Origin of the sequence: Ruegeria sp. HKCCA6837 (assembly GCF_013034475.1) — a bacterium.
GTDB lineage: Bacteria > Pseudomonadota > Alphaproteobacteria > Rhodobacterales > Rhodobacteraceae > Ruegeria.
On record NZ_WQGD01000007.1, the window covers coordinates 128,199 to 152,795 of the forward strand.

The window sequence follows — 24,597 nt, forward strand, 5'->3', positions numbered from 1 at the left end:
ATTTGAGATTCGCAGACACGTGGAGCTGCCGTTCATGGTGAAACCCGAAGAGGCTGGCGCAAGCCCCTCTCTCTATTCCTTGGCGCATCTGACGCTGATTGGCTGTACGCCGCCCGAGTTGGTCTATATCGCAGCGCGGGCCGGTTACGATGCCGTCAGCCCCCGCTTCATTCCGATGCATGTGCCCGGTGAATTCACTCAATCTCCAATCGACAAGGCACAGGTGCATGCCACCAAAACTGCTCTCTCTACCACTGGCTTGAAAGTCCTCGATGTCGAACTTGCGCGCATCACAGAAGATGTCGATCCGCGCAGTTTTGAGCCTTCTCTTGAGATCGGTGGGGAATTGGGTGCCAAGCGCATGATCATGAGCGCGTGGACCAATACCCGCGATGATCGTGACTTCCTGATCGACGTCTATTCGGAAACCTGCGAACTGGCGGCACCCTACGGGCTAACAGTGGACCTGGAGTTCCCAAGCTTTTCCCGCCTTCGTACTCTGGATGAGGCGCTTGACATTGTCCGCGCCTCCGATCAGCCGAATGGCGGTATTCTGGTTGATACGCTTTATCTGCATCTCAGCCGCGTGGATTTGGGAGAGTTGCTACACGTCCCCTCGGACCTGTTTCACTTCCTGCATATCTCTGATTGCCTGCCCGGCATCGCCGATACGCGCGAGGGCATGATCCAGCTGGCGCGCGATGCGCGGCTCTATCCCGGCGAAGGCTGGATTGACTTCACCGGCATCATCGAACGGATGCCGCCCGTCGACTATTCCATCGAACTGCCCAACCAAAGCCGCGTTGCCGAGTTGGGATATGAAGAACACGCGCGTCGCTGTCTCAGCCACGCCAAGCGAACATTTGGCGAGGCGCGGTCACAGCGTCGTGTGCCCGATGCTGCAATTCTAAAACACCAAGAGGATCATCATGGGCAAAGAGCTCACTGAAAACGACCGCAACATGGCCGCCGATATGCTGGCACGCGCTCGCGCTGCCATGGCCGAGATCGAAGATTGGGATCAGGACAGGTTGGACCGCCTTTCTCAGGCCATTGCGTGGTATGCGGGTAATGAGAAAACCTTCACGCGTTTGGCTCAACAAGGCGTGGACGAGAGCGGCATCGGAGATCGCGCAGGGCGCCCTGCGAAGCGATTCAAGATTCACATGGTGCTGCGAGACGTCTTGCGTACGCCCTCGACGGGGATCGTCGAAGTCGACGAAGAAAAGGGGCTCGTGAAATATGCCAAACCTGCCGGTGTGATCGCCTCCCTGATCCCGATGACCAACCCGGCGATGACGCCACCGGTGACCGGCGTGTCCGCCGCAAACGCCCGGAATGCGGTCATCTTCAGCCCGCACCCGCGAACCGCCCATACCACCTTCGAAATGGTCGAGGTTATGCGAGCAGCTTGTCGTGCTGCCGGTGCCCCCGAGGACTTGTTCCAATCCATTCGCAAACCGTCGATCCCATTGACGCAACATCTGATGGAGATCTGCGACCTGACTTTGGCGACGGGTGGCAAACCCATGGTCAAAGCGGCGTACAGTTCTGGGCGCCCGGCCTATGGCGTCGGCGCGGGCAATTCGTCCATCGTCATCGATGAAACCGCCGATCTGGACATCGCCGCGCACAATACGCGTATTTCAAAGACCTCTGATTTTGGGTCCGGTTGCTCAGCCGATGGCAACATCATCATCCAGCGCTCAGTTTACGATGATATGGTCAAGGCACTTCAAGCCGAGGGCGGCTACCTGTGTTCGGATGAAGAGAAGGCCATGCTCGAAGCGGCCATGTGGGACGAAAAGGGCAACCGTACGTTTCCGACCATCGCTTGTCCGCCGCAGCAAACGGCCAAGGTCGCCGGTTTTAGCATCCCCGAAGATCGCAAGTTTCTGATGGTTGAAAATCAGGGGCAAATCGGCCCGCAGCACAAGTTCTCCAAGGAAAAACTGACCACTCTGATGGCGCTTTATCACTTCGAAACGTTCGATGACGCGCTGGAAACGGTCAGCCAGATCTACAACACCGGGGGCAAAGGTCACTCCTGCGGCATCTACAGCCACAACGACGATCACATCGATCGGTTAGCGCGCTTGGCCCCGGTTAGCCGCATGATGGTGCGACAGCCACAATCGAAGGCCAACGCAGGTGCCTGGACCAACGGCATGCCTATGACCAGCAGCCTGGGCTGCGGCATCTGGGGCGGCAACATCACCAATGAAAACGTCACCATGAAACACATGATGAACTACACCTGGGTCAGCCGTCCCATCCCCGAGGATCGCCCCTCGGAGCCGGACTTGTTCGGTGAGTTCTACGGACAGGAGGTCGCGTGATGGACGGAGCTAAATTAGAAGGCAAAACCGTTGCTGAGCACATCGTCGATTTCCTTGAGCGTCGTGAGGTCAAACATGTGTTCGGTCTATGCGGTCACACGAATATAGCGGTTCTGGCCGCGCTGGCGGAAAGCCCCATCGATTTCGTCACCGTACGGCACGAACAAATAGCCAGCCACGCGGCGGACGCTTATGCCCGCGTGACGGGCAAGGCCTCGGTGGTGTTGTCCCATCTCTCCCCGGGTCTGACCAATTGCGCCACCGGGGTCGCCAACGCCGCACTGGACTGTATCCCGATGGTGGTGATCGCGGGTGACATTCCCACGCATTACTACGGTAAACATCCGCATCAGGAAGTGAACCTGCATGCAGACGCAGCCCAATGGGAGATTTACCGACCCTTCGTGAAGCGCGCGTGGCGCGTGGATCGCGCCGACCTGATGGCCGAGATTCTGGAGAAGGCGTTTCACCTCGCGGAAAGTGGCCAACCCGGCCCTGTTCTGGTGAATGTGCCGATGGACATCTTTTCAGAGGTGATCCCCTCGGACAGCTTCGACCGTATCCGCAACAACACGCGCGCGCTCAAGAAACCATCGATTGACGACGAGACAGCGCGAGAGATTGTCAAAGCGCTGGCTAAAGCCGAAAACCCTGTCGGCTATGTCGGAGGTGGTATTCTTCTGGCTCAGGCCAGCGAGGAGTTGCGAGAATTTGTTGACCATATGGGCCTGCCCGTCGCGCATTCCCTGATGGGTAAAGGCGCGTTGCGAGACGACCACCCGCTTGTGCTGGGAATGACTGGCTTTTGGGGTACAGAACTGGTCAACCAGTCCTGCTTGAATGCGGACTACATCTTTGCCGTGGGCACTCGGTTCAAAGAGGCTGATTGTTCAAGTTGGTACCCTGGCTACACGTTCAATATTCCCGGATCGAAGGTCATTCATATCGACATCGAACCGCAGGAAATCGGTCGGAACTATCCCACCGAGATCGGCGTCGTTGCTGACGCCAAGGCCGCTTTGCGCGTCCTCAACCGGGTCGCCCGCGAGATGTATCCGGACGGTTTCAAACGCCCCGCTCTGGAACAGAAGATCGCCGACTTCCGAACGGATTTCAAAGCGCACAACGTGGAAATGGCGACCTCAGCAGCCTTTCCGATGATGCCCGAGCGTATTCTGGCAGATACCCGCAAGGCACTGCCCGAGGATGCCATCATCACCACTGACGTTGGGTGGAACAAGAACGGTGTCGGGCAACAGTTTGACATTTTGACGCCGGGTTCAATCCTGACCCCGGGTGGGTTCGCGACGATGGGTTTCGGTCCTCCGGGTGCGATCGGCGCGAAACTGGCGGCACCTGATCGTGTGGTGATCAGCCTTGTTGGCGATGGTGGTTTCGGCCAAAACCCGTCGATGCTGGCAACGGCCGTCGAACTCGATCTGGGCATTATCTGGCTGGTCATGAACAACAATGCCTTCGGAACCATAGCAGGTCTGCAAAAGGCGCATTACGGTCTGACCTATGGAACCACGTTCCCCGGATCAGCCGCCGCACCCGCAAACGGACCGGGCTATGCCGACATAGCGCGAGCCTACGGCGCGGAAGGGCACAGACTCAGCGCTGCTGACGAGTTGTTGCCTGCATTGGAAGCGGCAATCGCCAGCGGCAAACCAACCGTGCTGGATGTGCCAATGATCAACAACCCGACACCAACGACCGGTCATTGGAACATCCTGGACATTTATTCGCCGGACAAGGATGTTTCTCACGTCGCGACCTGACGATACTGAGCGCGGTAAGCCGCGCCAGTTTTTTCTTTCAATAGGCCCAAGTCAGCCAACCCTTCTGAGAGCGTGCAGTGCCTCAAGAAGATCTAACTGGGTTTACAGCCCTAACAGCTCTCGATCTGAGTCGCGTGAGATACGTTTATGCAGAAGCTTGAGCAACCGATCAGCTTTGTCTCTCTCAATTTCCTCGAGAAGCTTCAAAACAGCAGCGCCATAGATAATCTTTTTGCGCGTTTCATCGCGACGCCGTTGCTTGCTCGCCCGGGCCTGGAGGTCCCTGAGTCTCGCGCGCGCCTGTTCGATTTGTTGATCCAGGTCCGCCATTTCGTCCTCCCTTTTCAGTGGTCGAACAGGAAATGCGGCCTGGATCCCGACTTCGCTCCCCTTGCGTGAAAACATAGCTCCGCCAGGCCGCCGTGTGAGCGACCGTCCGCATGCCCGCTGGGCAATGCGCGCAGTTACGCAAACTTGGGGTTTGCCTGCGCGCCTGCCGCGGACTTTTTTGTGCGGAGATCGGGTTGGGGCCCGATGTCCTTTACATGATACACCCCGCCAGCAGACTCGAAGTCATCCTGCATTCTCGTGCCGACGGTCGCTCCGCCGTCAAATCCGCCGCTTACACCGCGCGCACCACCTTCCGGGATGCGCGGGTTGGTCGACGGTTTTCGCCGGGCAGAAAGGGTGGCCTCCTGTCGCATGAATTGATCAACTGGACAGGAAACGCCGAGGAGCTCTGGAACGCTGCCGAGCGTTCGGAACGTCGAAAGAATGCAAGAGTCATCCGCGAACTGCGCCCATCCTTGCCACGCGAGCTACCGCTTCTCGAGCAGGTTGGGCTTGTCCGCAGCTTCTGCCTCTGGCTTCGCGATGAATACGGCGTTGCCGTTCAAGCCGACATTCACGCGCCGCGTTTCTTGTGCCCTGAGGAAGAGAAACGGCACAGCGCGGGCAAACTCGAACTGACGCGAGAAGACTACGAGCGGAGGCTCTTCAATCCATCGAAGACCAACCTGAATTTCCACGCCCACATCCTGATGACGACGCGGAAGGTTGATAGGATCACAGGCGACTTTGGTGAGAAAACGCGTGTTCTTGACGACAGAACCTCAGGCCCCGGAGAAATCAAGCGTATCCGTGGAGAATGGGAAAAGCGGACCAACGCGGCCCTGCGCAAGATTGGCTCTCCAGCGCGGGTTGATCTTCGTTCGTATGCCGAAATGGCCAAGACGGGCGATGCACCGCAAGGCCTGGCAAGACAAGATCATGTCGGGCCACGCAGATCTGCCAGGTCGCGCCGCAGAATGCAAGAAAGCGGAAGCGACGACACAGTTGCCGGAGTGCGGCGCCAGGCTGTCCAAGAACACAATTCAACACTCTGGCACTCGTGGTTGCAGCTGCGCGCCCTGGAGCGTCAGAGAGACGACCTCGAAGCGGAGCGTATCGCGCGGGTGAGAGAGGCTGCCCGCAAGAAAACGGCCAGCGATGAGAAACGTCGAATGCTGGAGGCGAGATCCGAGCGCGAAGTGAAAGCAGCGCTGGAAGCTTCGTCGCAAATAGAATGTCTCAGATCTGAAACAGCATACCAAAAAGCCGTGCGATGGGCGACAGAAGGCATAGAAGCCGATCCATCAGATATCCTCGATGAGGAATTCTCCTCTGATGTCGACCTTGAGGCGTATCACCCACCTCAGCTCCAGCAGAATGATCGGATCTCCAACATACGGCGTGTAAGAACGCGCAAGCCGCGTCAGCGTACGCGATGACACCGATGCCAGCTTTTGCAGGGCGCAACACTGGATGCGATCTACAATGTTTGGACTCGTGCCATTGATCGGTTGACGAGCATGGGGCTTCACCCGGGCCTTGCCTTTCTTTGCTTGGATTTTTCTGTGCCTACAACCGTAGAGCCAATTCCCGCGGATGAAGCACACCGATCCGCGCGACCTTGTCCCGCATTCAGATGACATCCATACCGTTTCGCCTGAGGAGTATGTTCAACTCCTCCATCCCTTCGATGCAGTGGGTAAGCCGGCCGTTCTGATCAAGAATTCCGCGGAGGCAAGTCAACAATTCACACGCTCTCCGGATGGGATTGTAGCGTGCCTTCATGCGCTGCTGGATCGGACATCGTTTATCTCGCTGAACCGGTTTAAGGGCACACGCTGCAATTCAGGATTGGTCAGCCTGAATGCGCTCTATGTCGATCTGGATTATCACAATGACCCCGGCTGGTGCGCTGAGGGTGAAGAGGACGTTCAGGCAGCCGTTGGGGGCCATCTTCTGATGCGCGGTGTCTCTGAGCCATCATTCTTTTTGCGAACGGGACGAGGACTGGCCGCAATCTGGTTGATCCATTCGATGCCACCTGCTGCACTATCCCGCTGGCAGGCGGCAATCCGGGCATTGATGGACCTGCTTACTCCGTTTGGTTCGGATCGTGCTTGCAACGACCCAGCTCGCGTCTTTCGCATTCCCGGCACTCGAAACGAGAAATCGGGTCGGGTCGTTCGGGTGTCTGGTGGGAATTGCCAACGCCAGGATTTTGATGTCCTTGCCGATCAGATTTTTGCCTCCGTCGGGCGGCCCACCCGTTCCGAGTTTACGGAGCGCCGCAAGCAGCCTCAGGATCGGGAGCCAGGTAGTCAGACAATGCCGCGGGGATTGAGCCAAGCTGAGCGATTTGAACAGATCCTGAAAGATCTCGAGGCTTACCGGATTTACCACGGTGGGGTGATCCCGGTGGGGCACCGAAACACCTGGCTGCACTTCTATGCCACCTGCCTGACCCATCAGTCAGACACCCAGGGCATCGAAGGTCACATTCAACGAGCGGCAGACATGGCAACGCCCGGGCTATGCCAGAACGAAACGAACGCCATTATCAAGCAGGCTCTTGCGAAGTCAAAGCTGCAAGCTTGCGACAATGCACGCGAGAGCGAGAGATATTGTTACCGCGGCTCGACTGTTGCGGAGCGTCTCGACGTATCAGCGGATATGGCGCGTCAGTTGAGCATGCGTCAGGTGATGCCAGCGGAAGAGCGCCACCGCAGAAAAGCTGAACGGGAACGAGCACGGCGTGCTGTTCAGGGGAGTACTTCGCGAGATCAGTACCTGCTGCAAAACAGCGCATCGAGAAACAAGCCTTGGACGAACTATGGCCTGGGTAGGTCCCAGTATTACGCGCGTAAAAAGGCAGGAACACTCCCAGAGCTGCCCGTTGCTACGGACCGGACAGGTCCATGCCCACTACAGGGGAACCATTCTGGACACAGAGAACTCTGTGGCCCTCCAACAGAGGCACAGCAGTCGGAAACACCCGTCAACCGACCCATTGGAAACACTTCGAACACGCTGGCGACAAATCGGAAAGCTGCAACAGACCAGACAACAGCGCACGGACGAGAACCGAAACAGCGGAAAAGGCAGGTTGCCCACCTTCGACTGCGCAGTCCGGATGTCGCGCAGCCGAAAGTGGGAACCAGCCCAAACACGGTGGAAGACGCGGCTCTTTTCAACTTCGATGAAGGATGTCTCATGACACTTCAAACTGAAATCGCGCTGCCCTCCGAGAACTGGAAATCCCGTTTGAAAGTTGGCGATGTCGTCGCGTTTCGCTTCCCCCATGAAACGATGGGAGAGGATGATCCCAAAGTTCGGCCGTCGCTGGTTATTGATGTCGAGGAAATGGCCGGTGAGCGCTTTGCGGTTCTGGCCTACGGCACGACGAACCCGTGTCCACGTAAGCAGGCTTATTGCGTCGATGTGCGTTCGGAAGAGGAGCGGGAACAGGCTTCTTTGAGGGCGCCAACACGCTTCAATGCGGCTCGACGTGTTTCCGTATCTGTAGACAACAGCGGCTTCGACAGAAACTCCGATGGAACGCCCGTATTGGGTGAACTCGCCGACGCAGCGCTGGATCGACTTCATCGCGTTCGCGCACGAATACATGCAGAACGCGATATCCGGCGCTCCCGTAGGTTCGGCAGCAGAGGCTCGGGTCGAAAGATACGCGCCGTCACGGTGGAAACGCGTCGCAAGGGACGGCCGGATACGCGGGAGGTGCGCTATGTATGATAGCATCGCACAGCAGCTATTGCCGATCGAGGCCGCGATCCTCGAAGCGCTCAACATGGTGCCCTCGGCGTCGAAGGCACTCGACATGCTGATAGACAATCTGGAGCCCAGTGGCGCGCGCATAGCCTATCGATTTGGCTCACGCCTCCGTGCGGGTGAAATGTTCGGTGATCGCGATCTCGACGATCTCGAATCTCTGCTCCAGCCTGTTCTGGTTGAGATAGAAGCCGGATGGGTGAGCGAGGTGATTGCAGACGAACATTGCCCTGACGGTGCCTGGATCAACAAGCGGCTGACAAATCGGGCAGCCGAATTGAACCGGACGGTTGAACCTCTGGTAACGCTTCGCAGGCGTCTTCAACTCATCCAGAATTTGCGCCGGGCCGACCGAATAACACGCCGAGTGATCGCTGAAGCGCAGACTTAGCCTGCAGCTTTCGGAGAGCGTTTCTCGCTCTCCGAACCGTTCGGATTAAACTGCGTTTCTAAATTTTCCAAAGGAGACCGATCTCACGCTCGTTGAAACATAAAGCGAGCACCATGACAGTTCAAAACCCATCCAAACCGATTTTTCGATTTGTGAAGAGATCACCAAGTCCCCAGCAGCAAAGCAAAACCCGACGCCAGATGTTGGTTTGCTTGAGCTCGTCCGGGAATTGGCCCGGGCGGCAGCACAACAAGACGCGAGGAACTCGAGAGAATGCAACGCCGCGCTGCGATCTACGCCCGCTATTCGACCACGCTCCAGTCGGAGCGCTCCATTGAAGATCAGGTGGAGCTCTGCCGACGCTACCTGACAAGTGAAGGCTATAGGGAGGTCCGGACATTCGAAGACAGGGCCAAAACCTCTGAGACTCTGATTGGGCGAGTTGGTTTTGCTAATCTTCTCGAAGCGGCGAGTGCGGGGGAAATTGATGCACTGGTCGTGGAGTGTGTTGATCGGATCAGCCGGGACGCAGGTGATCTTCATACCGCCTCGTGGGACGAAGTGGAACGCGTCAACGCTGAATGGAAACGGCAAGCGCGGCTACGGTATTCTCAGAAATTCCCTTTATGCTGGCATACTCGTTTGGGATCGCGTCAAAATGGTACGAAACCCGACAACAGGCAAAAGGGTCAGCCGTGAAAAGCCGGTCAAAGACTGGAAATTTGCGGAAGTCCCGCACCTTCGTATTGTCGAAGAGGAACTTTGGGACGCAGTTCAGCGGCGTTTGGCCACGCAGTCTGCGGCCAAGCAATCGGGAAAATCGACCCGAAACCCTGTGCGCCCGTTCTCGGGGCTGATCAAATGCGGGTGCTGCGGTGGCGGCATGTCGATTCATGACAGAAACGGCAATACCATCCGCATCCGTTGCTCAACGGCCAAAGAGAGTGGCTCCTGCAATAATAACGGGAAGGTTCGCCTCGACAAGATCGAGAGCGCTCTGCTGACCGAACTGCGAAAGGAGTTGTCTGAGCCAACCTACATCGATGAGTTCATCCGCACCTACAATGAAGAACGTCGCAAACTCAACGCAGCGGACAAACCGGACAGGAAGAAGCTCGAACGCGCGGTAGCAGAAGCTAACAAGCTGCTATCGCGCCGTATTGAACTTTTCGAGATGGGAATTCTTGAAGGAGTTGAAGGAGAGGCAAAGTTGACTGAGGCCAAACAACGCGTTTCGGTTGTCACGGACGTATTGGCCAGCTTTGACGAGAAGGAGAAGGCGCTCGAATTCAATCCAGCGACAGCATCCAGGTATGTCACTGCACTGGATGAAATGATCTCTTCCATGCAGGCACATGACGGCAATCCGAACCCAAAAGCGCGTGACGCGGTGCGCGGCTTGATTTCGGAGATCGTTGTGTCTCCAACCGAGAAAGACGGCGTGCCAGTCGAGGTGAAGGGCCGCCTTAGCGCCTTGGTATCAAATCGTTCCAAAAAGCTGGGGGGTTTGGTGGTAGCGGAGGAGGGACTTGAACCCCCGACACGCGGATTATGATTCCGCTGCTCTAACCAACTGAGCTACTCCGCCTTGAGTGAGAGGCGATTTAAGCGAGGGGCCGGGGAGGGTCAAGAGGGAAATCAACCTAACCAGGGATTTCTTTCACAGGCGCGGCGGTTGGTTCCTGCAGGGGTGTCTGCGGTGATTTGGTTTCCGCCACCATCCGGCGAATAAACGCGGCACAGATTTGCGGCTCGGTGATCAGGATCATGTGTCCCAACCCGTCCAGCTCTTCATAGCTTAGACCAAATTTGATCATCGGAGGGCCGTGAAGGGCAGGGGACAAGAGCGCGTCCAGGCGGCCATACAAGATACCGCCCGGCACGGATAGCTCGGGGTATCTGGACACCTGCTCATCGCAACTTGCGTCCAGTCCGGCAACGTCTTGCGAGGCCGTAACAAACGCCGATGGGCGCAACCCAAGCGCGCCGCCCGCACGATCCAGAAAGTCATCTGGTGCGGTTTCAGGGCCAAACGCTACGCCCAGGCTGTAGGGTGCAGTTTTCGCGGCCATGGGCACCGCAATCGTATTTGCAATCAGGCTGCGCAGCCATTCGGATCGGATATCGAGCGGCTTAAAGATCACCGGCGTTTCAGGCAGCCTGTGCGTCAGAGGCGCCAGCAAGGCAAGACCTGATACGCGTTCGGGGTGGTTCAGTGCCAGCGCCAGTGACACTGCGCCGCCCAGTGAATGCCCGACCAGAACCGCTTGATCGACGCCTTTTATCTCCAGAAACTCGGCAATCATTGCGGCTTGTTGCGGCAATTGCCCCAGTTCTGCCGTTTCGCGAGTAGAATATCCGCAGCCTGGCCGGTCCAGCGCAATTACATGGTATTCTTCGGCCAGTTGATCGGCCAAGGCGTAGGTAAAATGCTGTAATTGCCCCGCCAGACCATGGATAAGGACCAGCGTTTGCGCGTCAGGATCGCCCTTTTCCACATAATGGATACTGCCGCCCTGCACGGGCACGATCTGGCCCATTTGTGGTACGGTGCTCAGCCCCTGACGGGTCAACCGCCGGGTCCAAACGGCCATGGCCACAAGAAAGACGACACAGGCTGCAATCAGGCTTAGAATAAGTGTCATCTAGCTGTCTCCTGTCCGACGGGGGTGTATTGTTCCAATCCCGACTGTGCCATACGCGCTTGATATTCACCAACAGTCCCGGGCCATAACGTCGTGTTCCTGCCGTCTTCATCAATGTACCAGGATGTACATCCTCCGGTCTGCCAGACACTGTCGGCGTGACGGTCCTGCATCTCTTGGGTGAAATCCGTTTGTTTCGTTGCATCAGGTGTGATTGCGGAAAGCCCCTTGCTATGCATTTCGCTTAGGACGCGACCGATATGTCCAACCTGCGCCTCGATCATCAGCACGACCGAGTTGTGGCCAAGACCGGTATGCGGGCCCAGAAGGATAAAGAAATTTGGAAAGCCCGCAATCGCTGTGCCCAGATTTGCATTCATGCCGTCAGCCCAGGCCGTTCGCAGTGTCAGGCCACCGGAACCTGTGATGTCCAATCGCTCGACAACATTGGTCACATGAAATCCGGTGCCCCAGATCAGCGCATCAGCTTGGACTTTGGTGCCGTCGGACGCGATGAGCGTATCCCTATCGATACGGGCAACGCCCTGTGGTACGACACTGACATTGTCGCGGGCCAGGGTTGGGTACCAGTCGTTCGAGCTAAGGATACGTTTGCAACCAATCTGATAGTCGGGTGTCATAATGCGCCGTTCTTCGGGGTCGGTTATCGCCCCTTCCAGCGAATTACGCCACATCTTGAGGGCAAAGTTCATCGCCCGTTCCTCGCCCCTGAACACCCGGTGTCGGAACTCGAAAAACATGAAAATCAGTTTGCGCCGGATACGCGGCAGTATGGGAAGGTGGGCATATAGCTTGCGCACCCAGGGCGCAATCGGGCCGTCCGGGCGCGGCATGACATAAGGTGCACTGCGCTGAAAGATAGTGACGTGGCGGGCAAGTTTGGCAATCTCTGGCACGAACTGAACCGCCGACGCCCCGGTGCCCACAACGGCCACTCGTTTGCCGGTCAGATCAACGTCGTGATCCCATTGGGCCGAATGGAAGCATGGCCCAGGAAAACCGTCCGCGCCGGGAAGATCGGGAATGCTGGGGTGATGCAACGCCCCAATGGCCGAGACCAGAAACCGCGCCGACCAACTTTGCCCGTCCATGGTTTCCACTTGCCAGCGCGCGCCGTCCCACTTGGCCGCTTTCAGTTCCTGGCCGAAATGGCAGAGGTCATACAATCCCTCGCGCTGCGCTACACCTTTCAGGTAAGCCTGAATTTCAGCGCCTCCGGCATAGGCGCGGCTCCAATGGGGATTAGGGTGGGTCGCCATAGAATAAAGATGCGAAGGCACATCGCAGGCCACGCCGGGATATGTGTTTTCGCGCCACGTGCCACCGATGTCATCTGCCTTTTCAAGAACCGCAATATCGGAGAGCCCACGTTTGCGCGCCTCAAGCGCCATGGTCAGCCCTGAAAACCCGGCGCCAATGATGAGCATCTCTGTTTTGTGGTGCATTTCTGCGCCCCTCCTGAAACAACCATACGGGTACGTGTTGCAGATGTATGCACCTGATTGACAGTGAAGCAGGTTACTTAACGAAAGGTAACCAAGGGTTCATTTGCGCAGAGCAAGCGCGAAAATCCCGCGATGTGGCCCGTGTCGCTTCCTGCAAGCACATATCGCAATCAGAGAGGTGATCGCCCCGCGAATCCATCAGTGTGTTTGAAAATTGGAGGATTGCCCTTTGACTACTCGCACTGCTGCGCGGTCCGGTGGACGCTCTGCCCGTCGTGCCCAACGTACCGCTCCGAACTTTGCCATGCTGCCGGGACTGACCCGAGGCATTCCCGTTTGCGAAGTCATGGACGGAAGCCAGGTCGAACGGATCGACAACGCGGCAATGGATATTCTGGAAAATGTCGGCGTTCAATTCCGCGACACCATCGCGCTGGAAGACTGGAAGACAGCCGGAGCCAAGGTTGTCGGAGAGTTGGTCTATCTGGACCGCAACATGGTACGCGAGCTGATCTCGACCATTCCATCGCAGTTCACCTATCACGCGCGTGACCCGCAAAAGAACCTTGCACTGGGCGGCAAACATTCGATCTTTGTGCCAATGACCGGCGCGCCTTTCCTGCGCGATCTGGATGACGTGCGGCGGAATCCGACGCTGGATGATCTGGCGATGTTCCACAAGCTGTCGCACATGATGCCTGCACTACACAGCTCGGCCCACCATATTGTCGAGCCTTATGATCACCCGATCAGCCAGCGGCACCTGCGCATCACATATTCTTCGATGAAATACTCGGACAAGACTTTCATGGGCATGACGACATCGCCTAAGAACGCCGAGGATGTGATGGATATGTGCGATATCCTGTTCGGCGAAGGCTTTATCGACGACCATCCTGTCACCACCGGCAACTGCAACGGCAACAGCCCTTTGGTGTGGGATGAAACCATGCTGGGCGCGATGCGCGCCTTTAGCCGACGCAACCAGCCAGTTTTGTGCTCGCCCTTCGTTTTGGGTGGCGCGAACACACCCGCTTCGGTCCCCGCGACCGTAGCGCAGCTGACAGCCGAGGCGTTGTCGGCGCTGGCCTACACACAGGTGATCCGCAAGGGCGCACCTGCGATCTGGGGGCACTACCTGTCGACCGTGTCGATGAAATCCGGTGCGCCCATGGCGGGCACGCCTGAAATCAGCCTGATGAATTTCATGATCGGCCAGATGGCGCGGTATTACGACGTGCCATGGCGCACTTCGAACACGCTGGGCGGCGCCAAAACGTTTGACGCGCAAGCGGGATACGAATCCGCAACAACACTCAGCGCCGTGATCCATGCCGGAGCCAACTATATCTGGCATTCGGCAGGCTGGAATGAGGCTGGAATGCACTGTTCGGTCGCCAAGTTCGTGGTGGATGCGGAACAATGCGCAATGGCTTACCGCATGGCGGAAGGCCCCAAATGGCACGATTTTGATCAGGCGCTTGCGGCGGTTCCGGATGTTGGCCCTGGTGGTCACTACCTTGGCCATCCGCACACGCAGGACAATTTCCAGACGGCGTTCTTTATGCCTGAACTCTTTGACAACAACTCGATCGAACAATGGGTAGCTGAGGGCGAAGTGGAAATCACAGAACGCGCCTTGAAGCACGCGCGAAAACTACTGGCCGAGTACCAAGAGCCAAAACTGGACGAAGCCAAAAACGAAGCGCTTCTGGACTATATCGCGCGCCGCGAAAGGGAAATCCCGGCAGCGGATGAGTTGAACCAGACCTACTGATACAATCTCCCCGTACTGGCCCGCCCGCAATCCGGGTGGGCCCTTTTTTCGTTCAGGACAAGCAGAGCAGCATGAAGATCGCCGAACTCCATATCTACAGCCACGACCTGCCGGTCAAAAACGGACCCTACACCATGGCCAATGCACAGGTCTGGTCGCTTGATACCACTCTGGTCAAAGTCGTTGCCGATAACGGATTGATCGGCTGGGGCGAGACCTGCCCAGTTGGCCCGACATATGCTGAGGCGCACGCAAAAGGCGCCCGTGCAGCTTTGATCGAAATGGCCCCGGGCTTGATCGGCACCGAAGCACTGCCGCTGACACTGCATCGCCGGATGGATGGGCTGCTGAACGGGCACACATATGCCAAAGCGGCTGTCGATATTGCGGTTCACGATGTGCTGGGTAAACACTTGGGCGTGCCTGTCAGCGACCTGCTGGGTGGTGCAACAACTGACAAAGTCCCATCCTACTATGCCACTGGCGTTGGTGCGCCTGACGATATTGCCCGACTGGCAGCCGAGAAAATGACCGAAGGCTACCCGCGATTGCAGATCAAGGTCGGGGGCCGCCCGGTCGAGATCGACATCGAAACCATCCGCAAGGTCTGGGAGGTTGTCAAAGGGTCGGGTACGCGTCTGGCCGTGGACGGCAATCGGGGCTGGACCACGCGCGACGCTTTGCGCGTCAGCCGCGAATGCCCTGAAATTCCGTTCATCATGGAACAGCCCTGCAACACCATTGAGGATTTGCAGAAGATCCGACCTCAGGTCACGCACGGCATTTACATGGACGAAAACAGCACCAGTCTGAACACTGTGATCTCAGCAGCAGGGACCGGTCTGGTCGATGGGTTCGGGATGAAAGTCACTCGGATCGGCGGGTTGAACCCCATGCGCGCTTTCCGCGACATTTGCGAAGCCCGAAACCTTCCGCACACCTGCGATGACAGCTGGGGTGGGGACATCATCGCCGCTGCCTGTACTCATGTCGGTGCAACGGTTCGGCCCGATCTGCTGGAAGGCGTCTGGCTTGCCGCACCTTATATCGAAGGCAACTATGATCCCGAAAATGGTATCCAGATCAAAGGCGGGCATATTGCGTTGCCAACCGGGCCGGGGCTGGGCGTGGTGCCTGATGAAAGCCAATTTGGCACCCCTGTTGCGTCGTTTTAACCGTGGATGATCTCATGACCCTGAATGGAAAATCGGCTTTGGTCACTGGCGCAGCCGGAGGTATCGGGGCGTCAATCGTTGAGCGTTTGCGCCAAGCTGGGGCGCGGGTCGCGGTTGCGGACCGGTCGGTCGATGGCATTGAGGCCGAGGCGTATCTGCCGGGCGATCTGCTTGATCCAGACCATGCCGACCAATTGCCCAGGGCGGCGGCGTCTGCGCTGGGCAGGCTCGATATCGTGATCAACAATGCAGGTGTCATCACACGCGGGTCTGTCACCGACACGTCGGATGCGGATTGGTCTTTGTCACTGGGCGTCAATGTCGAAGCCCCGTTTCGTATCTGTCGCGCGGCGATCCCGATCATGGCTGAAACGGGAGGGGGCGCTATCGTCAACACCGCGTCTTGTTGGGGGCTGCGCCCCGGCCCCAATCACGCCGTTTATTGTATGACAAAAGCGGCCATTGCGTCCCTGACCCAATGTATGGGTATGGACCATGCCCATCAGGGTATCCGCGTCAACGCTGTATGCCCGAATGAGGTGAATACGCCTATGCTGCGCTCGGGTTTTGAAAAGCGCGGTTTTGATCCCGATACGGCCGTGGCCGAGCTGGGCCAAAGCGTGCCGCTGGGCCGCATCGCCGAGCCCGAGGATATTGCAGACGTCATCATGTTCCTCGTCTCGGATGCGTCGCGTTATGTTTGCGGTACGCTGGTCGAGGTCAACGGAGGGAAGCCCGTTTCATGAAGCGGTTCGAGGGAAAGGTGGCATTGGTCACAGGCGGGCGCAGCGGCATCGGTCAGGCCATTGCCCGTCGGTTGCGGGACGAGGGCGCGCAGGTCTTTACCGCGCAACGAGGAGAAGACAGCGAGTTTCAAGGCATTGCAGCGGATTTCACCGATCCCGACAGCCCGGCACAGGCGGTCAGCGAAGTGGTATCTGATGCTGGGCGCCTGGATGTGTTGGTCAACAACGCGGGTATGATGCAGGAAGTTTTGGTCGAAGACATGAGCCTTGAGGATTGGCACCGCAATCTGACGGTCAATCTGACCGCTCCGTTCCTGATGATCAAAGCCGCGCTGCCGCATCTGCGTCAAACCCGCGGTAATATCGTCAATACCGGATCCATTGAAGGTTTGGGCAGCAATCCCGGTCACGCGGCTTATTGCGCGTCCAAAGCGGGGCTGCACGGTTTGACCCGCGCCGTTGCCGTGGATTACGGGGTTGAAGGGGTCCGTTGCAACGCCGTGGCACCGGGATGGATTGATACCGAACTGAACGAAGATTTCATCGATTCCATGCCTGACCCTGCTGCATTCCGTGATGATATAGCCAAAATCCACCCTGTCGCACGGACAGGTCGGCCGGAAGAGGTTGCAGCCCTCGTCGCGTTTCTGGCGTCAGAGGAGGCGGGCTTTATCACCGGGCAGGTCTACACCGTAGATGGTGGGCGCATGGCCAAGCTTAGCCTTCCCTGACGCCAACGCATCACTCCTTACCGGATCGCCATTCTTTCCAAATCAAATAGCTGTTTGCCCCAAGCGAGGCGAATGGCTCGGGCGGCAATCGCGGAAGATCCGGCTGTCCCAGAAAGTGACTGGCAATCTCTGATCCGCCTTGCATCACCAACTCTGCGATGCCCATGCCTTGCAAGGTTCCTCGGGCGATGCCCAGGCCATTCTGACAGCAGGCCGAGAACACACCGTCCTCAAGTTCACCAAAGGCCGCAGACCCATTGCGGCTTAGGCAAAGCATCCCGGCCCAGCGGTGCTCCATCTTTACGTCTGACAGGTGCGGGAAACGTTCCATGAACTTGCGGTCCTGAACCCAGCCGACATTGCGCAGCCGCATTGGGCTGGTCTCGATTGTCGGGTGAAAGCTGGTACCGTTGCGGATCAGGATGCGATCGCCGTAGCTGCCGGAAATGCGTCGCACCGATGTGCCCATCGGATCGGCAGGTGTCACCGACCAGCGCGATTGCCCGCCAAGCGTTTTGATCTGTGCCTCAGTCAAAGGTGCTGAGATCGACGCGTAGAGGCAGATATGCATCAATTGTCTTTGGTAGAACCCAAAGCTTTCGAGATGGCCGTTATTGGCGAGGATAATCCGCCCGGTCTTGACCTTTGCTTTGGTGGTTTTGACCACCCAGCTTGTATCTTGCTTTTCGAAACTGGTGACTGGTGAGTTTTCGAACACGTCAATCTGATCAGCCAATTGGGCCGAAAGCGCCCGCACATAGGCTGCGGGCTGGATCATCACTGTTCCTGGCGCGTAAAGTCCCGAGGTGTAATGTGGGCTGCCCGTGATCTCGTGCATCTGTTGCTGGTCATAGAGCGTATGCGGCTCGCCCAGTTTCCTCAGATGTTCCGCAAACGCGCGGTTGTGCGCGTCGCCCGCCTTGGTGGCGGCGGCATTGTACTTGCCGCAGGGGTCGAACATTTCCTGAGGTAATTCGCATTCCCCGGCCACTTCGGTCGCAAAAGCAATGGCTTTCCGGTTCAGCGCAATCGCGGCACGATCCTCCTCCAATCCTTCGCCTGCATAATTGTCCGAGGCCAAATCATGTGGCAGGTCGATCATAAATCCCGAGTTCCGCCCCGCAGAACCATCGGCAAATCGGCCCGCTTCCAGCAGAATAACCTTCAGTGATGGATCCAGTTGATGCAGCCGCCGCGCCGCGCTGAGCCCAGCAAACCCACCGCCAACGATAGTGATGTCGGCGGTCAGGTCCTTGTCCAGTTCCGGCAGGGGCGTCTGGGGTGGCAGGATGGCATTCCATCCGGCCGGGCCCGTCTGCCGGGGCAGTCTTTTGGTCTCGAACCGCGTCAATCCACCGCCTCGTCTGCGTCATCGGCCAGATCGATCCAGATGGCTTTCAACTGGGTGTACTGATCGTGGGCGTGGACCGAATTGTCGCGACCGCCAAAGCCAGACTGCTTGTAGCCGCCAAATGGCGTGGTGATGTCGCCTTCGCCAAAGCTGTTGACTGTCACGGTGCCCGCCCGGATCGCCCGAGCCCCGCGAATGGCGCGCTTGGCGTTGGCAGTGAAGATCGAGGCACATAGGCCATAGTCGGTGTCATTGGCGATCTTGATGGCTTCGTCAAAGCCCGACACTTCGATCACTGACAGTACCGGGCCAAAGATCTCTTCCCGCGCCAGGGTGGCGTCATTGCCGGGTACTTCGACCACCGTAGCCTCGACAAAGCCTTTGTCAGCTTTGCCACCGATCACCACGTTCTCGGCTTGATCCAGATAACCGCAGACCTTGTTATAATGCCCTTCGCTCACCAGCGCGCCCATACGGGTTTCCGGGTCCAGAGGGTCACCGATATTCCACTGTTTGGCGTGATGCGCGATGCGCTCCAGCAATTCTGTCTTTACATCCTTGTGCACGATCAGGCGCGACGAGGCCGAGCAGTTCTCGCCCATGTTCCAGAACGCGCCGTTCACCACATGCGCGGCCACCCGGTCAAGGTTTTCTGCGTCATCCATGACGATGGCTGGGTTCTTGCCCCCCATCTCCAGCACCACCTCTTTGGCGTTACTTTCGGCGGAATAGGTCAGGATCCGTTTGCCGGTCACGGTCGAGCCTGTGAAGGAGACCATGTCAATATCCATATGCCGCCCGATGGGTTCACCGACCTCTGCGCCGCCGCCCGGAACGATGTTCAGAACGCCGCGCGGCAGGCCAGCCTCCATTGCCAGCTCGGCTATACGCAGAGCGGTCAGCGTGGTCTCAGTCGCTGGTTTCACCACGACCGAACAGCCCGCCGCCAAAGCAGGCCCGATTTTCCACGCCAGCATCAGCAGCGGGAAGTTCCAGGGCAGCACCAGGCCGACGACGCCAATCGGTTCGCGCACCACCATGGCGATGTGATCGTCGCTGGCGGGCGAGACCTGATCGTAAATCTTGTCAATCGCCTCGGCGTGCCATTTCAGGCAGTGGATCGTCTCGGGCACATCCACGGTTTCGCAATCAAGGATGGTCTTGCCGCTGTCGATGCTTTCCATAACCGCCAGTTCGCGCGCATTGCGGGTCAGTAACTTGCACAACCGGATCAGCACATCCTTGCGTTCGCTCGGATGCAGCTTGGACCAACGGCCATCGTCAAACGCCTCACGCGCCTTTTCGACGGCAAAGTCCACATCCGCTGCGCCGCAAGACGCGATATCCGCCAGTTTGTCGCCAGTAGCTGGGTTCACTGTCTCAAAGGTCTCACCTGAAATCGCGGGGCGGAAGGCGCCGTCGATGAAAGCGCCTGTAGGCAGCGTCAGGCCTGCGGCGATGGATTTGTATTCGTCCTGTGTCAGCAGATCCATGTCTCTTACCCCTCAGCCACAATGTCAGCGATTGTCTTCTTGAGCACACGCGTCACCTGTTCCAACGCGCGCTTGTCGTCTTTGTTCAGACCCTTCAGCGGAGGCCGCATCGCGCCCGCATCGATCCCGTTCATGGTCACGCCATGCTTGATGGTCTGGATGAACTTGCCACCCTGTTCCAACACTCGCATCAGCGGCATCATGGCCGACATGATCCGCCGACCTTTAGAGAAATTCCCCTCGATCACGCAGGCATCGTAAAGCGCCACATGCTCGGTGGGCAGAAAGTTCGACCCGCCACAGACCCAGAACGGCGCACCCCAGGCGAAGAATTCCAACGCCTGGTCGTCCATACCGCAGCCAAGCTGGATGTGTGGATAGTCCCGCGCCAGCAGGTGCACCCTGTTGATATCGCCCGAGCTTTCCTTGATGCCGCAGAAGTTCCGGCTGCGGCCTACACGGTCAAGAAATTCCTCACCCATCATCGTGCCGGTGCGGTGCGGGTAGTTATACAGCATAACGGGCAGGTCTGCGGCCTTGTCGATAGCCAGCGCGTTCAATGCGTTTTCGCGGTCCGTGGGCACCGAATAGGGCGGGCTGGCCAACAAGATCGCATCTGCGCCAATATCACGCGCGCCCGAGGCCAGCGCAATGGCATCCGGCGTCAGCATGGCCCCGGTCCCTACGACCAGAGGCAGACGGTCTTTCAATTGCTGATGTGTGAATTTGCCCAGTTCCAGCCGTTCTTCCACAGTCTGGGCATAGTTTTCACCTGTCGATCCGCCCGAAATCAGACCATGCACGCCACTCTCGATCAGGTATTCGATCACATTGGACAAGGCGTCCCAATTCACGCTTCCATCGTTGTGATAGGGCGTGACCACAGGGGTATAAATCCCCTCAAACTTGAAAATCGGGTTCATTCCGTCCTCATGCAGGTTTCGAAAGGGGTGGGACGCCCATCGGGACATCCAGCGCGTCTGGCATCACGAACATCTCAATCTGATCGCGTGACAGGTTCCAGTGATCTTCGGCTAACTTTGCCGCTGCCGCTTCGTCCCGCGCCTCGATGGCTGCGATGATGGCGTCGTGCTGTTCGCTGGCGCGTGACAGGTTTTCCGACATTTCACCGGACTGTGGGCGATAGAACGTCATACCGATCCTCGCGTGATCGATCAGCAGCCGGTTGAACGAGGGCAGCAGATAGACATTGCCCGACATCTCGCCAGTCACGTCGTGAAAGCGATTGTTGGCCAGCGCCCGATCCTCGGCCGAACCCGAGCGTAAGGCGGCTTTGAACGCTTGCTGCGCGTCTTTTAGGGCGTCGATCTGCGCAGGGCGCGCGTTTCCCGCAGCCAGACGCAGGATCGCGCCATACACCATTGGTGCGGCAAGGAAGAAATCGCGCAGGGTCGTGTAAGACATCTCGGACACCCGCGCGCTGCGGTTTGTACGCAGGTCGAGATAGCCTTCCCCCGCCAGCTGCCGGAACACCTCGCGCAGCGGTGTGCGCGACAGGCCGAATTCATCTGACAAATGCGCCTCGTCCAAATCTGTGCCTGGTTGCAAGCGCAGAGTCAGAATGGATGTTTTCAGGTGCTCTTGTAACGCGCCTTTGCGCGACTTGGCTTCGTCTTTCATCCCTTAGCCCATCCATCTTTCATAAAGCGGTCGAATCGTGCTGTCACGGTTATGTATGCTAACAAAATACAACTTGTATACAAAAAAATTTCGTGCAGCATAGGCTCCTGCAAAATAGACTCACTTTCGGGCGCTGTCCCAAGTTCAAACGGATCAACTCATGCCTAAGACGCGGCGCATCACATTTCTTCTGGTCGAGGAATTCTCGCACCTTGCGTTCTCTTGCGCGGTGGAACCGCTGAGGATTGCGAACCTTGTGAGCGGGGAAGAACTTTATAGCTGGAACTTCGTGTCCGAGCATGGCGAACAGGCGGTGTGCTCAAATGGGTCAGTTACGCTGGTTCACTCCGGGCTGGAAAACCTGGCCAAATGCGACCAGCTTTTCGTGCTGTCGGGCATTCATATGCGTAAGCACGTCACCCGCCCCCTGATGGCCACCCTGCGGCGTGCCCGCGCCCGCGGCACCCCAATCGGTGCCCTATGTTCGGGTGCCTGGGTGTTGGCCGAAGCCGGCTTTTTGGACGGGATGCAGGCGGCGATCCATTGGGAATACCATGATGCCTTCATGGAGGCATTTCCCGAGGTTAATCTGGTTCGCAGTGTTTTTGTTGCTGACGAAAAACACATCACCGCGTCGGGCGGAACCGCGACGGCAGATCTGATGCTGCATCTGATCGAGCGCGACCACGGCGAAGAGTTGGCAATCGATGTGGCAGATCAAATGGTTTACAACGCGGTGCGCAATGCAACGGCGAAACAGCGGGTTTCGCTGCAGTCACGCAATGGTATGCGCAATGCGCACCTGGCCAAGGCCATCAACATTATGCAGGACTGCATCGAAACCCCAATCTCGCCGTCCTTCATCGCCGAAGAACTTGGTATTTCCACCCGGCAGCTAGAGCGGCTGTTCGGCAAGTATCTGAACACATCGCCCAAGAAGTACTTTATGGAACTGCGCCTGGAACGTGCCCAAAAGTTGCTGCTGCAAACCGAGGCTTCAGTCACCGAGATCGCAATTGCTTGTGGTTTCGAAAACCCGGGCCATTTCTCGCGCGTGTTCCGATCCAGCTTTGGTGTCACACCGCACGCACAGCGCAACAAGATCGACTGAGAAGCGTCTGAGCGGGAATGAGAGATATTAAAACGGCAGGGGATGCCGTGCTTCATCGGTCCAAATCGGACCTGAGCGGGCATCCCCCTAACCCTGCCGAGATACCCCCTCATTAAAACCGGACTAGTCAACAGATCGGCAGGATTATTTACCAATAGATTGTGATGTAGGCATAACTATTGCGAGAACTTGTCATCCATGAGATTCTTGTGCCTACATTTCTCAACCTTTGCCTTAATTCCAGGCGTCGGCTCCGTCGAATAACCGAGGGTTTTCGAAGAGCAGCCATTATTGACAAGGCGAGTCGAACAACTTGCTCTAGTGTCCCTCATCCAAGACAATTTTTGCAAGATGAACATGGTTTCGCCAGCTTTACTGCCAGGCGCTGACGTTGTTGAAAAAGCCGGATGTGTTAGAATTTCCCTTGATTGATGCGGTGTTGTGGAGACCAAAAATTCAAGGGAGAAAGGTATGTCTGACCCATATTCAAATCTGGCCAACGAAGACGATGCGTTGCAGGCGCGTATTGCCGATGCAATGGATGCACGTTGTTTGGAGCCTGCTCAGGTTGAGATCAGAAGGGCCTATCTCGGTGACCTTGAACTGCCTGAGGGAGCGTATGCGGTTGAGTTCGGTTCTGGCACTGGGCACGTTACCAACGACTTGATCGAAATGGCCGGTGCGACCAAGGCGCTGGGCATCGAACCGTCACCAATAATGGTTGAAAGAGCGCGGCAACATTTTGACGGAAAACCATCTTTGAGGTTTGAGGTTGGTGATGCAAGGAATACAGGGCTTCCATCCTCATCTGTTGACCTGGTGTTGATGCACACGCTGTTGTGCCATGTTCCCGATCCGCAAGACGCCGTTCGCGAGGCACACAGGATACTCAAACCGGGCGGTTTGGTTGCCGTCTGCGATGGCGACTATGATACGGCGACGGCCCAGATTGCAGATTTCGACCCGTTGGATCAGCTTGTCCGCTTTATGATCAACCAGAATGTCACCAATCTTTGGGTCATGCGTCAGATCGGAGAGTTGCTGGGTGCCGCAGGGTTCGAACTTGGCCGACGCTGTGGACATGGCTATGTGGCCGAAGGCGAAGCCGGGTATTTCCTGACAGTGATAGATCGCGGGGCGGACCGAATGGTCGAAACAGGTGTCCTTTTCCCTCAGACAGCAGAAGCGCTGAAAGCAGAAGCACGCAGTCGCGTTTCAAGTAACACGTTTTTTGGTTTCATGTCCTATGTCAGTCAGATTGCCAGAAAGCCAATCGGGTGATCAAACTAACTGCATTTTTCAGCGACAAGGTCGTTTTGAGAACGGCGGATTAACACTTGAATATATCCGGTCCGAGTGTCCGCCGGGCAGGTCGCAGCTCCATAGTTTCAGGTTTGGCGGCCCCATGAGAAGGCAAGGAGTTTGTTCTATACGCGCTTCTATCCAATGCTTCCCTGCTTAGAACTCGGCGGAGCGAAGTCATAGAAACAAGGGTGGTCACGATATTGGAGATGTATGGATGGTGCTGCTGGAGAGAATTGAACTCTCGACCTCTCCCTTACCAAGGGAGTGCTCTACCTCTGAGCTACAGCAGCGCTGTGGGCGGGTGATTAGACTCAAACGAAACGCGGCGCAAGGGTGTCTGGACGGTTTTTTTCGCCTCCTGTAGAGAAAGATCATGACAGATAAAAATTCACCCAAAAAACAAGGCAAATCCGGGGAAGCGCGGGAAGAGCGTTTGAAGGCGGCGCTGAAGGCGAACATGGCGCGGCGCAAGGCGCAGGCCAAGGCGCGGGCGGCCTCGGGGGACAAAGCCGATAAGGACGAGGGATAA

Annotated in this window: 21 protein-coding genes, 2 tRNA genes and 1 pseudogene; 16 read left to right on the forward strand and 8 right to left on the reverse strand. The window is 57.3% G+C overall.

Going from position 1 to position 24,597, the window contains the following annotated elements; translation table 11 throughout:
• Positions 1-34 precede the first annotated feature (34 nt).
• From GOV91_RS12110 to GOV91_RS22915, 9 genes and pseudogenes are all read left to right on the forward strand, one after another.
• On the forward strand, positions 35-949 hold the full coding sequence (locus GOV91_RS12110; protein ID WP_171126280.1) for a sugar phosphate isomerase/epimerase: 915 nt from the start codon (positions 35-37) through the stop codon (positions 947-949).
• The gene (locus tag GOV91_RS12115) at positions 930-2,339 is read left to right on the forward strand and encodes an aldehyde dehydrogenase family protein (protein WP_171235691.1); all 1,410 of its coding nucleotides are present in this window, start codon (positions 930-932) and stop codon (positions 2,337-2,339) included. Before GOV91_RS12110 ends, GOV91_RS12115 begins: the two co-directional genes overlap by 20 nt.
• The gene (locus GOV91_RS12120) at positions 2,339-4,120 is read left to right on the forward strand and encodes a thiamine pyrophosphate-binding protein (protein ID WP_171235692.1); all 1,782 of its coding nucleotides are present in this window, start codon (positions 2,339-2,341) and stop codon (positions 4,118-4,120) included. Before GOV91_RS12115 ends, GOV91_RS12120 begins: the two co-directional genes overlap by 1 nt.
• Before the next feature lie 147 nt (positions 4,121-4,267).
• Positions 4,268-4,519, forward strand: coding sequence for a hypothetical protein (locus GOV91_RS12125; RefSeq protein WP_171235693.1), 252 nt, complete (start codon positions 4,268-4,270; stop codon positions 4,517-4,519).
• A 146-nt stretch (positions 4,520-4,665) separates the two neighbouring features.
• Entirely contained in the window at positions 4,666-5,889 is a 1,224-nt protein-coding gene (locus GOV91_RS12130) for a MobA/MobL family protein (protein WP_171235694.1), read from the forward strand.
• A 157-nt stretch (positions 5,890-6,046) separates the two neighbouring features.
• Positions 6,047-8,200, forward strand: coding sequence for a hypothetical protein (locus tag GOV91_RS12135; RefSeq protein ID WP_171235695.1), 2,154 nt, complete (start codon positions 6,047-6,049; stop codon positions 8,198-8,200).
• Positions 8,193-8,627, forward strand: a complete 435-nt coding sequence (locus tag GOV91_RS12140; protein WP_171235696.1) for a hypothetical protein — start codon at positions 8,193-8,195, stop codon at positions 8,625-8,627. The genes GOV91_RS12135 and GOV91_RS12140 overlap by 8 nt, the downstream gene beginning before the upstream one ends.
• Positions 8,628-8,900: 273 nt before the next feature.
• Positions 8,901-9,164, forward strand: a pseudogene (locus GOV91_RS22910) (recombinase family protein); the annotation flags it as partial.
• Complete coding sequence (locus GOV91_RS22915) at positions 9,115-10,182, forward strand: recombinase family protein (RefSeq protein ID WP_371732315.1); 1,068 nt, start codon at positions 9,115-9,117, stop codon at positions 10,180-10,182. The pseudogene GOV91_RS22910 and the gene GOV91_RS22915, both read left to right, overlap by 50 nt.
• On the opposite strand, the gene GOV91_RS12155 is transcribed toward GOV91_RS22915, so the two are convergent.
• From GOV91_RS12155 to GOV91_RS12165, 3 genes are all read right to left on the reverse strand, one after another.
• Positions 10,139-10,215, reverse strand: a tRNA-Met gene (locus GOV91_RS12155). The two genes, GOV91_RS22915 and GOV91_RS12155, sit on opposite strands and share 44 nt — an antisense overlap.
• A 55-nt stretch (positions 10,216-10,270) precedes the next feature.
• The gene (locus tag GOV91_RS12160; protein WP_171235698.1) at positions 10,271-11,272 is read right to left on the reverse strand and encodes an alpha/beta fold hydrolase; all 1,002 of its coding nucleotides are present in this window, start codon (positions 11,270-11,272) and stop codon (positions 10,271-10,273) included.
• A complete protein-coding gene (locus GOV91_RS12165; RefSeq protein WP_171235699.1) occupies positions 11,269-12,738 on the reverse strand; it encodes an NAD(P)/FAD-dependent oxidoreductase in 1,470 nt (489 codons plus the stop codon). Before GOV91_RS12165 ends, GOV91_RS12160 begins: the two co-directional genes overlap by 4 nt.
• Before the next feature lie 229 nt (positions 12,739-12,967).
• On the opposite strand from GOV91_RS12165, the gene GOV91_RS12170 reads away from it, so the two are divergent.
• The 4 genes from GOV91_RS12170 to GOV91_RS12185 all read left to right on the forward strand — a co-directional run bounded on the left by GOV91_RS12170 (position 12,968) and on the right by GOV91_RS12185 (position 17,167).
• Entirely contained in the window at positions 12,968-14,515 is a 1,548-nt protein-coding gene (locus tag GOV91_RS12170) for a trimethylamine methyltransferase family protein (protein ID WP_171235700.1), read from the forward strand.
• Positions 14,516-14,586: 71 nt separating this feature from the next.
• Positions 14,587-15,690: a mandelate racemase/muconate lactonizing enzyme family protein gene (locus GOV91_RS12175; protein WP_171235701.1), complete on the forward strand. Its 1,104-nt coding sequence runs from the start codon at positions 14,587-14,589 to the stop codon at positions 15,688-15,690.
• Between the two features lie 14 nt (positions 15,691-15,704).
• Positions 15,705-16,436, forward strand: a complete 732-nt coding sequence (locus GOV91_RS12180) for an SDR family NAD(P)-dependent oxidoreductase (protein WP_171235702.1) — start codon at positions 15,705-15,707, stop codon at positions 16,434-16,436.
• Positions 16,433-17,167, forward strand: coding sequence for an SDR family NAD(P)-dependent oxidoreductase (locus tag GOV91_RS12185; RefSeq protein WP_171235703.1), 735 nt, complete (start codon positions 16,433-16,435; stop codon positions 17,165-17,167). The genes GOV91_RS12180 and GOV91_RS12185 overlap by 4 nt, the downstream gene beginning before the upstream one ends.
• Before the next feature lie 10 nt (positions 17,168-17,177).
• Here GOV91_RS12185 and GOV91_RS12190 read toward each other — a convergent pair whose 3' ends face one another.
• From GOV91_RS12190 to GOV91_RS12205, 4 genes are read right to left on the reverse strand one after another with little or no spacing between them, the layout of a single operon-like run.
• Positions 17,178-18,518: an FAD-binding oxidoreductase gene (locus GOV91_RS12190; protein WP_171235704.1), complete on the reverse strand. Its 1,341-nt coding sequence runs from the start codon at positions 18,516-18,518 to the stop codon at positions 17,178-17,180.
• A complete protein-coding gene (locus GOV91_RS12195) occupies positions 18,515-20,011 on the reverse strand; it encodes an aldehyde dehydrogenase (protein WP_171235705.1) in 1,497 nt (498 codons plus the stop codon). The genes GOV91_RS12190 and GOV91_RS12195 overlap by 4 nt, the downstream gene beginning before the upstream one ends.
• Positions 20,012-20,016: 5 nt before the next feature.
• Entirely contained in the window at positions 20,017-20,934 is a 918-nt protein-coding gene (locus tag GOV91_RS12200; RefSeq protein ID WP_171235706.1) for a dihydrodipicolinate synthase family protein, read from the reverse strand.
• A gap of 7 nt (positions 20,935-20,941) precedes the next feature.
• Positions 20,942-21,652: a GntR family transcriptional regulator gene (locus tag GOV91_RS12205; RefSeq protein ID WP_171235707.1), complete on the reverse strand. Its 711-nt coding sequence runs from the start codon at positions 21,650-21,652 to the stop codon at positions 20,942-20,944.
• 160 nt (positions 21,653-21,812) lie between these two features.
• Between GOV91_RS12205 and GOV91_RS12210 the strand changes: the two genes are divergently transcribed.
• A complete protein-coding gene (locus GOV91_RS12210; RefSeq protein WP_171235708.1) occupies positions 21,813-22,763 on the forward strand; it encodes a GlxA family transcriptional regulator in 951 nt (316 codons plus the stop codon).
• 471 nt (positions 22,764-23,234) lie between these two features.
• Positions 23,235-24,044 carry a methyltransferase domain-containing protein gene (locus GOV91_RS12215; protein WP_171235709.1) on the forward strand — a complete coding sequence of 270 codons (810 nt, stop codon included), beginning with the start codon at positions 23,235-23,237 and terminating at the stop codon, positions 24,042-24,044.
• Between the two features lie 239 nt (positions 24,045-24,283).
• Here GOV91_RS12215 and GOV91_RS12220 read toward each other — a convergent pair.
• A tRNA-Thr gene (locus tag GOV91_RS12220) sits at positions 24,284-24,358 on the reverse strand.
• Positions 24,359-24,441: 83 nt separating this feature from the next.
• Here GOV91_RS12220 and GOV91_RS12225 point away from each other — a divergent pair.
• Positions 24,442-24,597, forward strand: a complete 156-nt coding sequence (locus GOV91_RS12225; RefSeq protein ID WP_171188337.1) for a hypothetical protein — start codon at positions 24,442-24,444, stop codon at positions 24,595-24,597.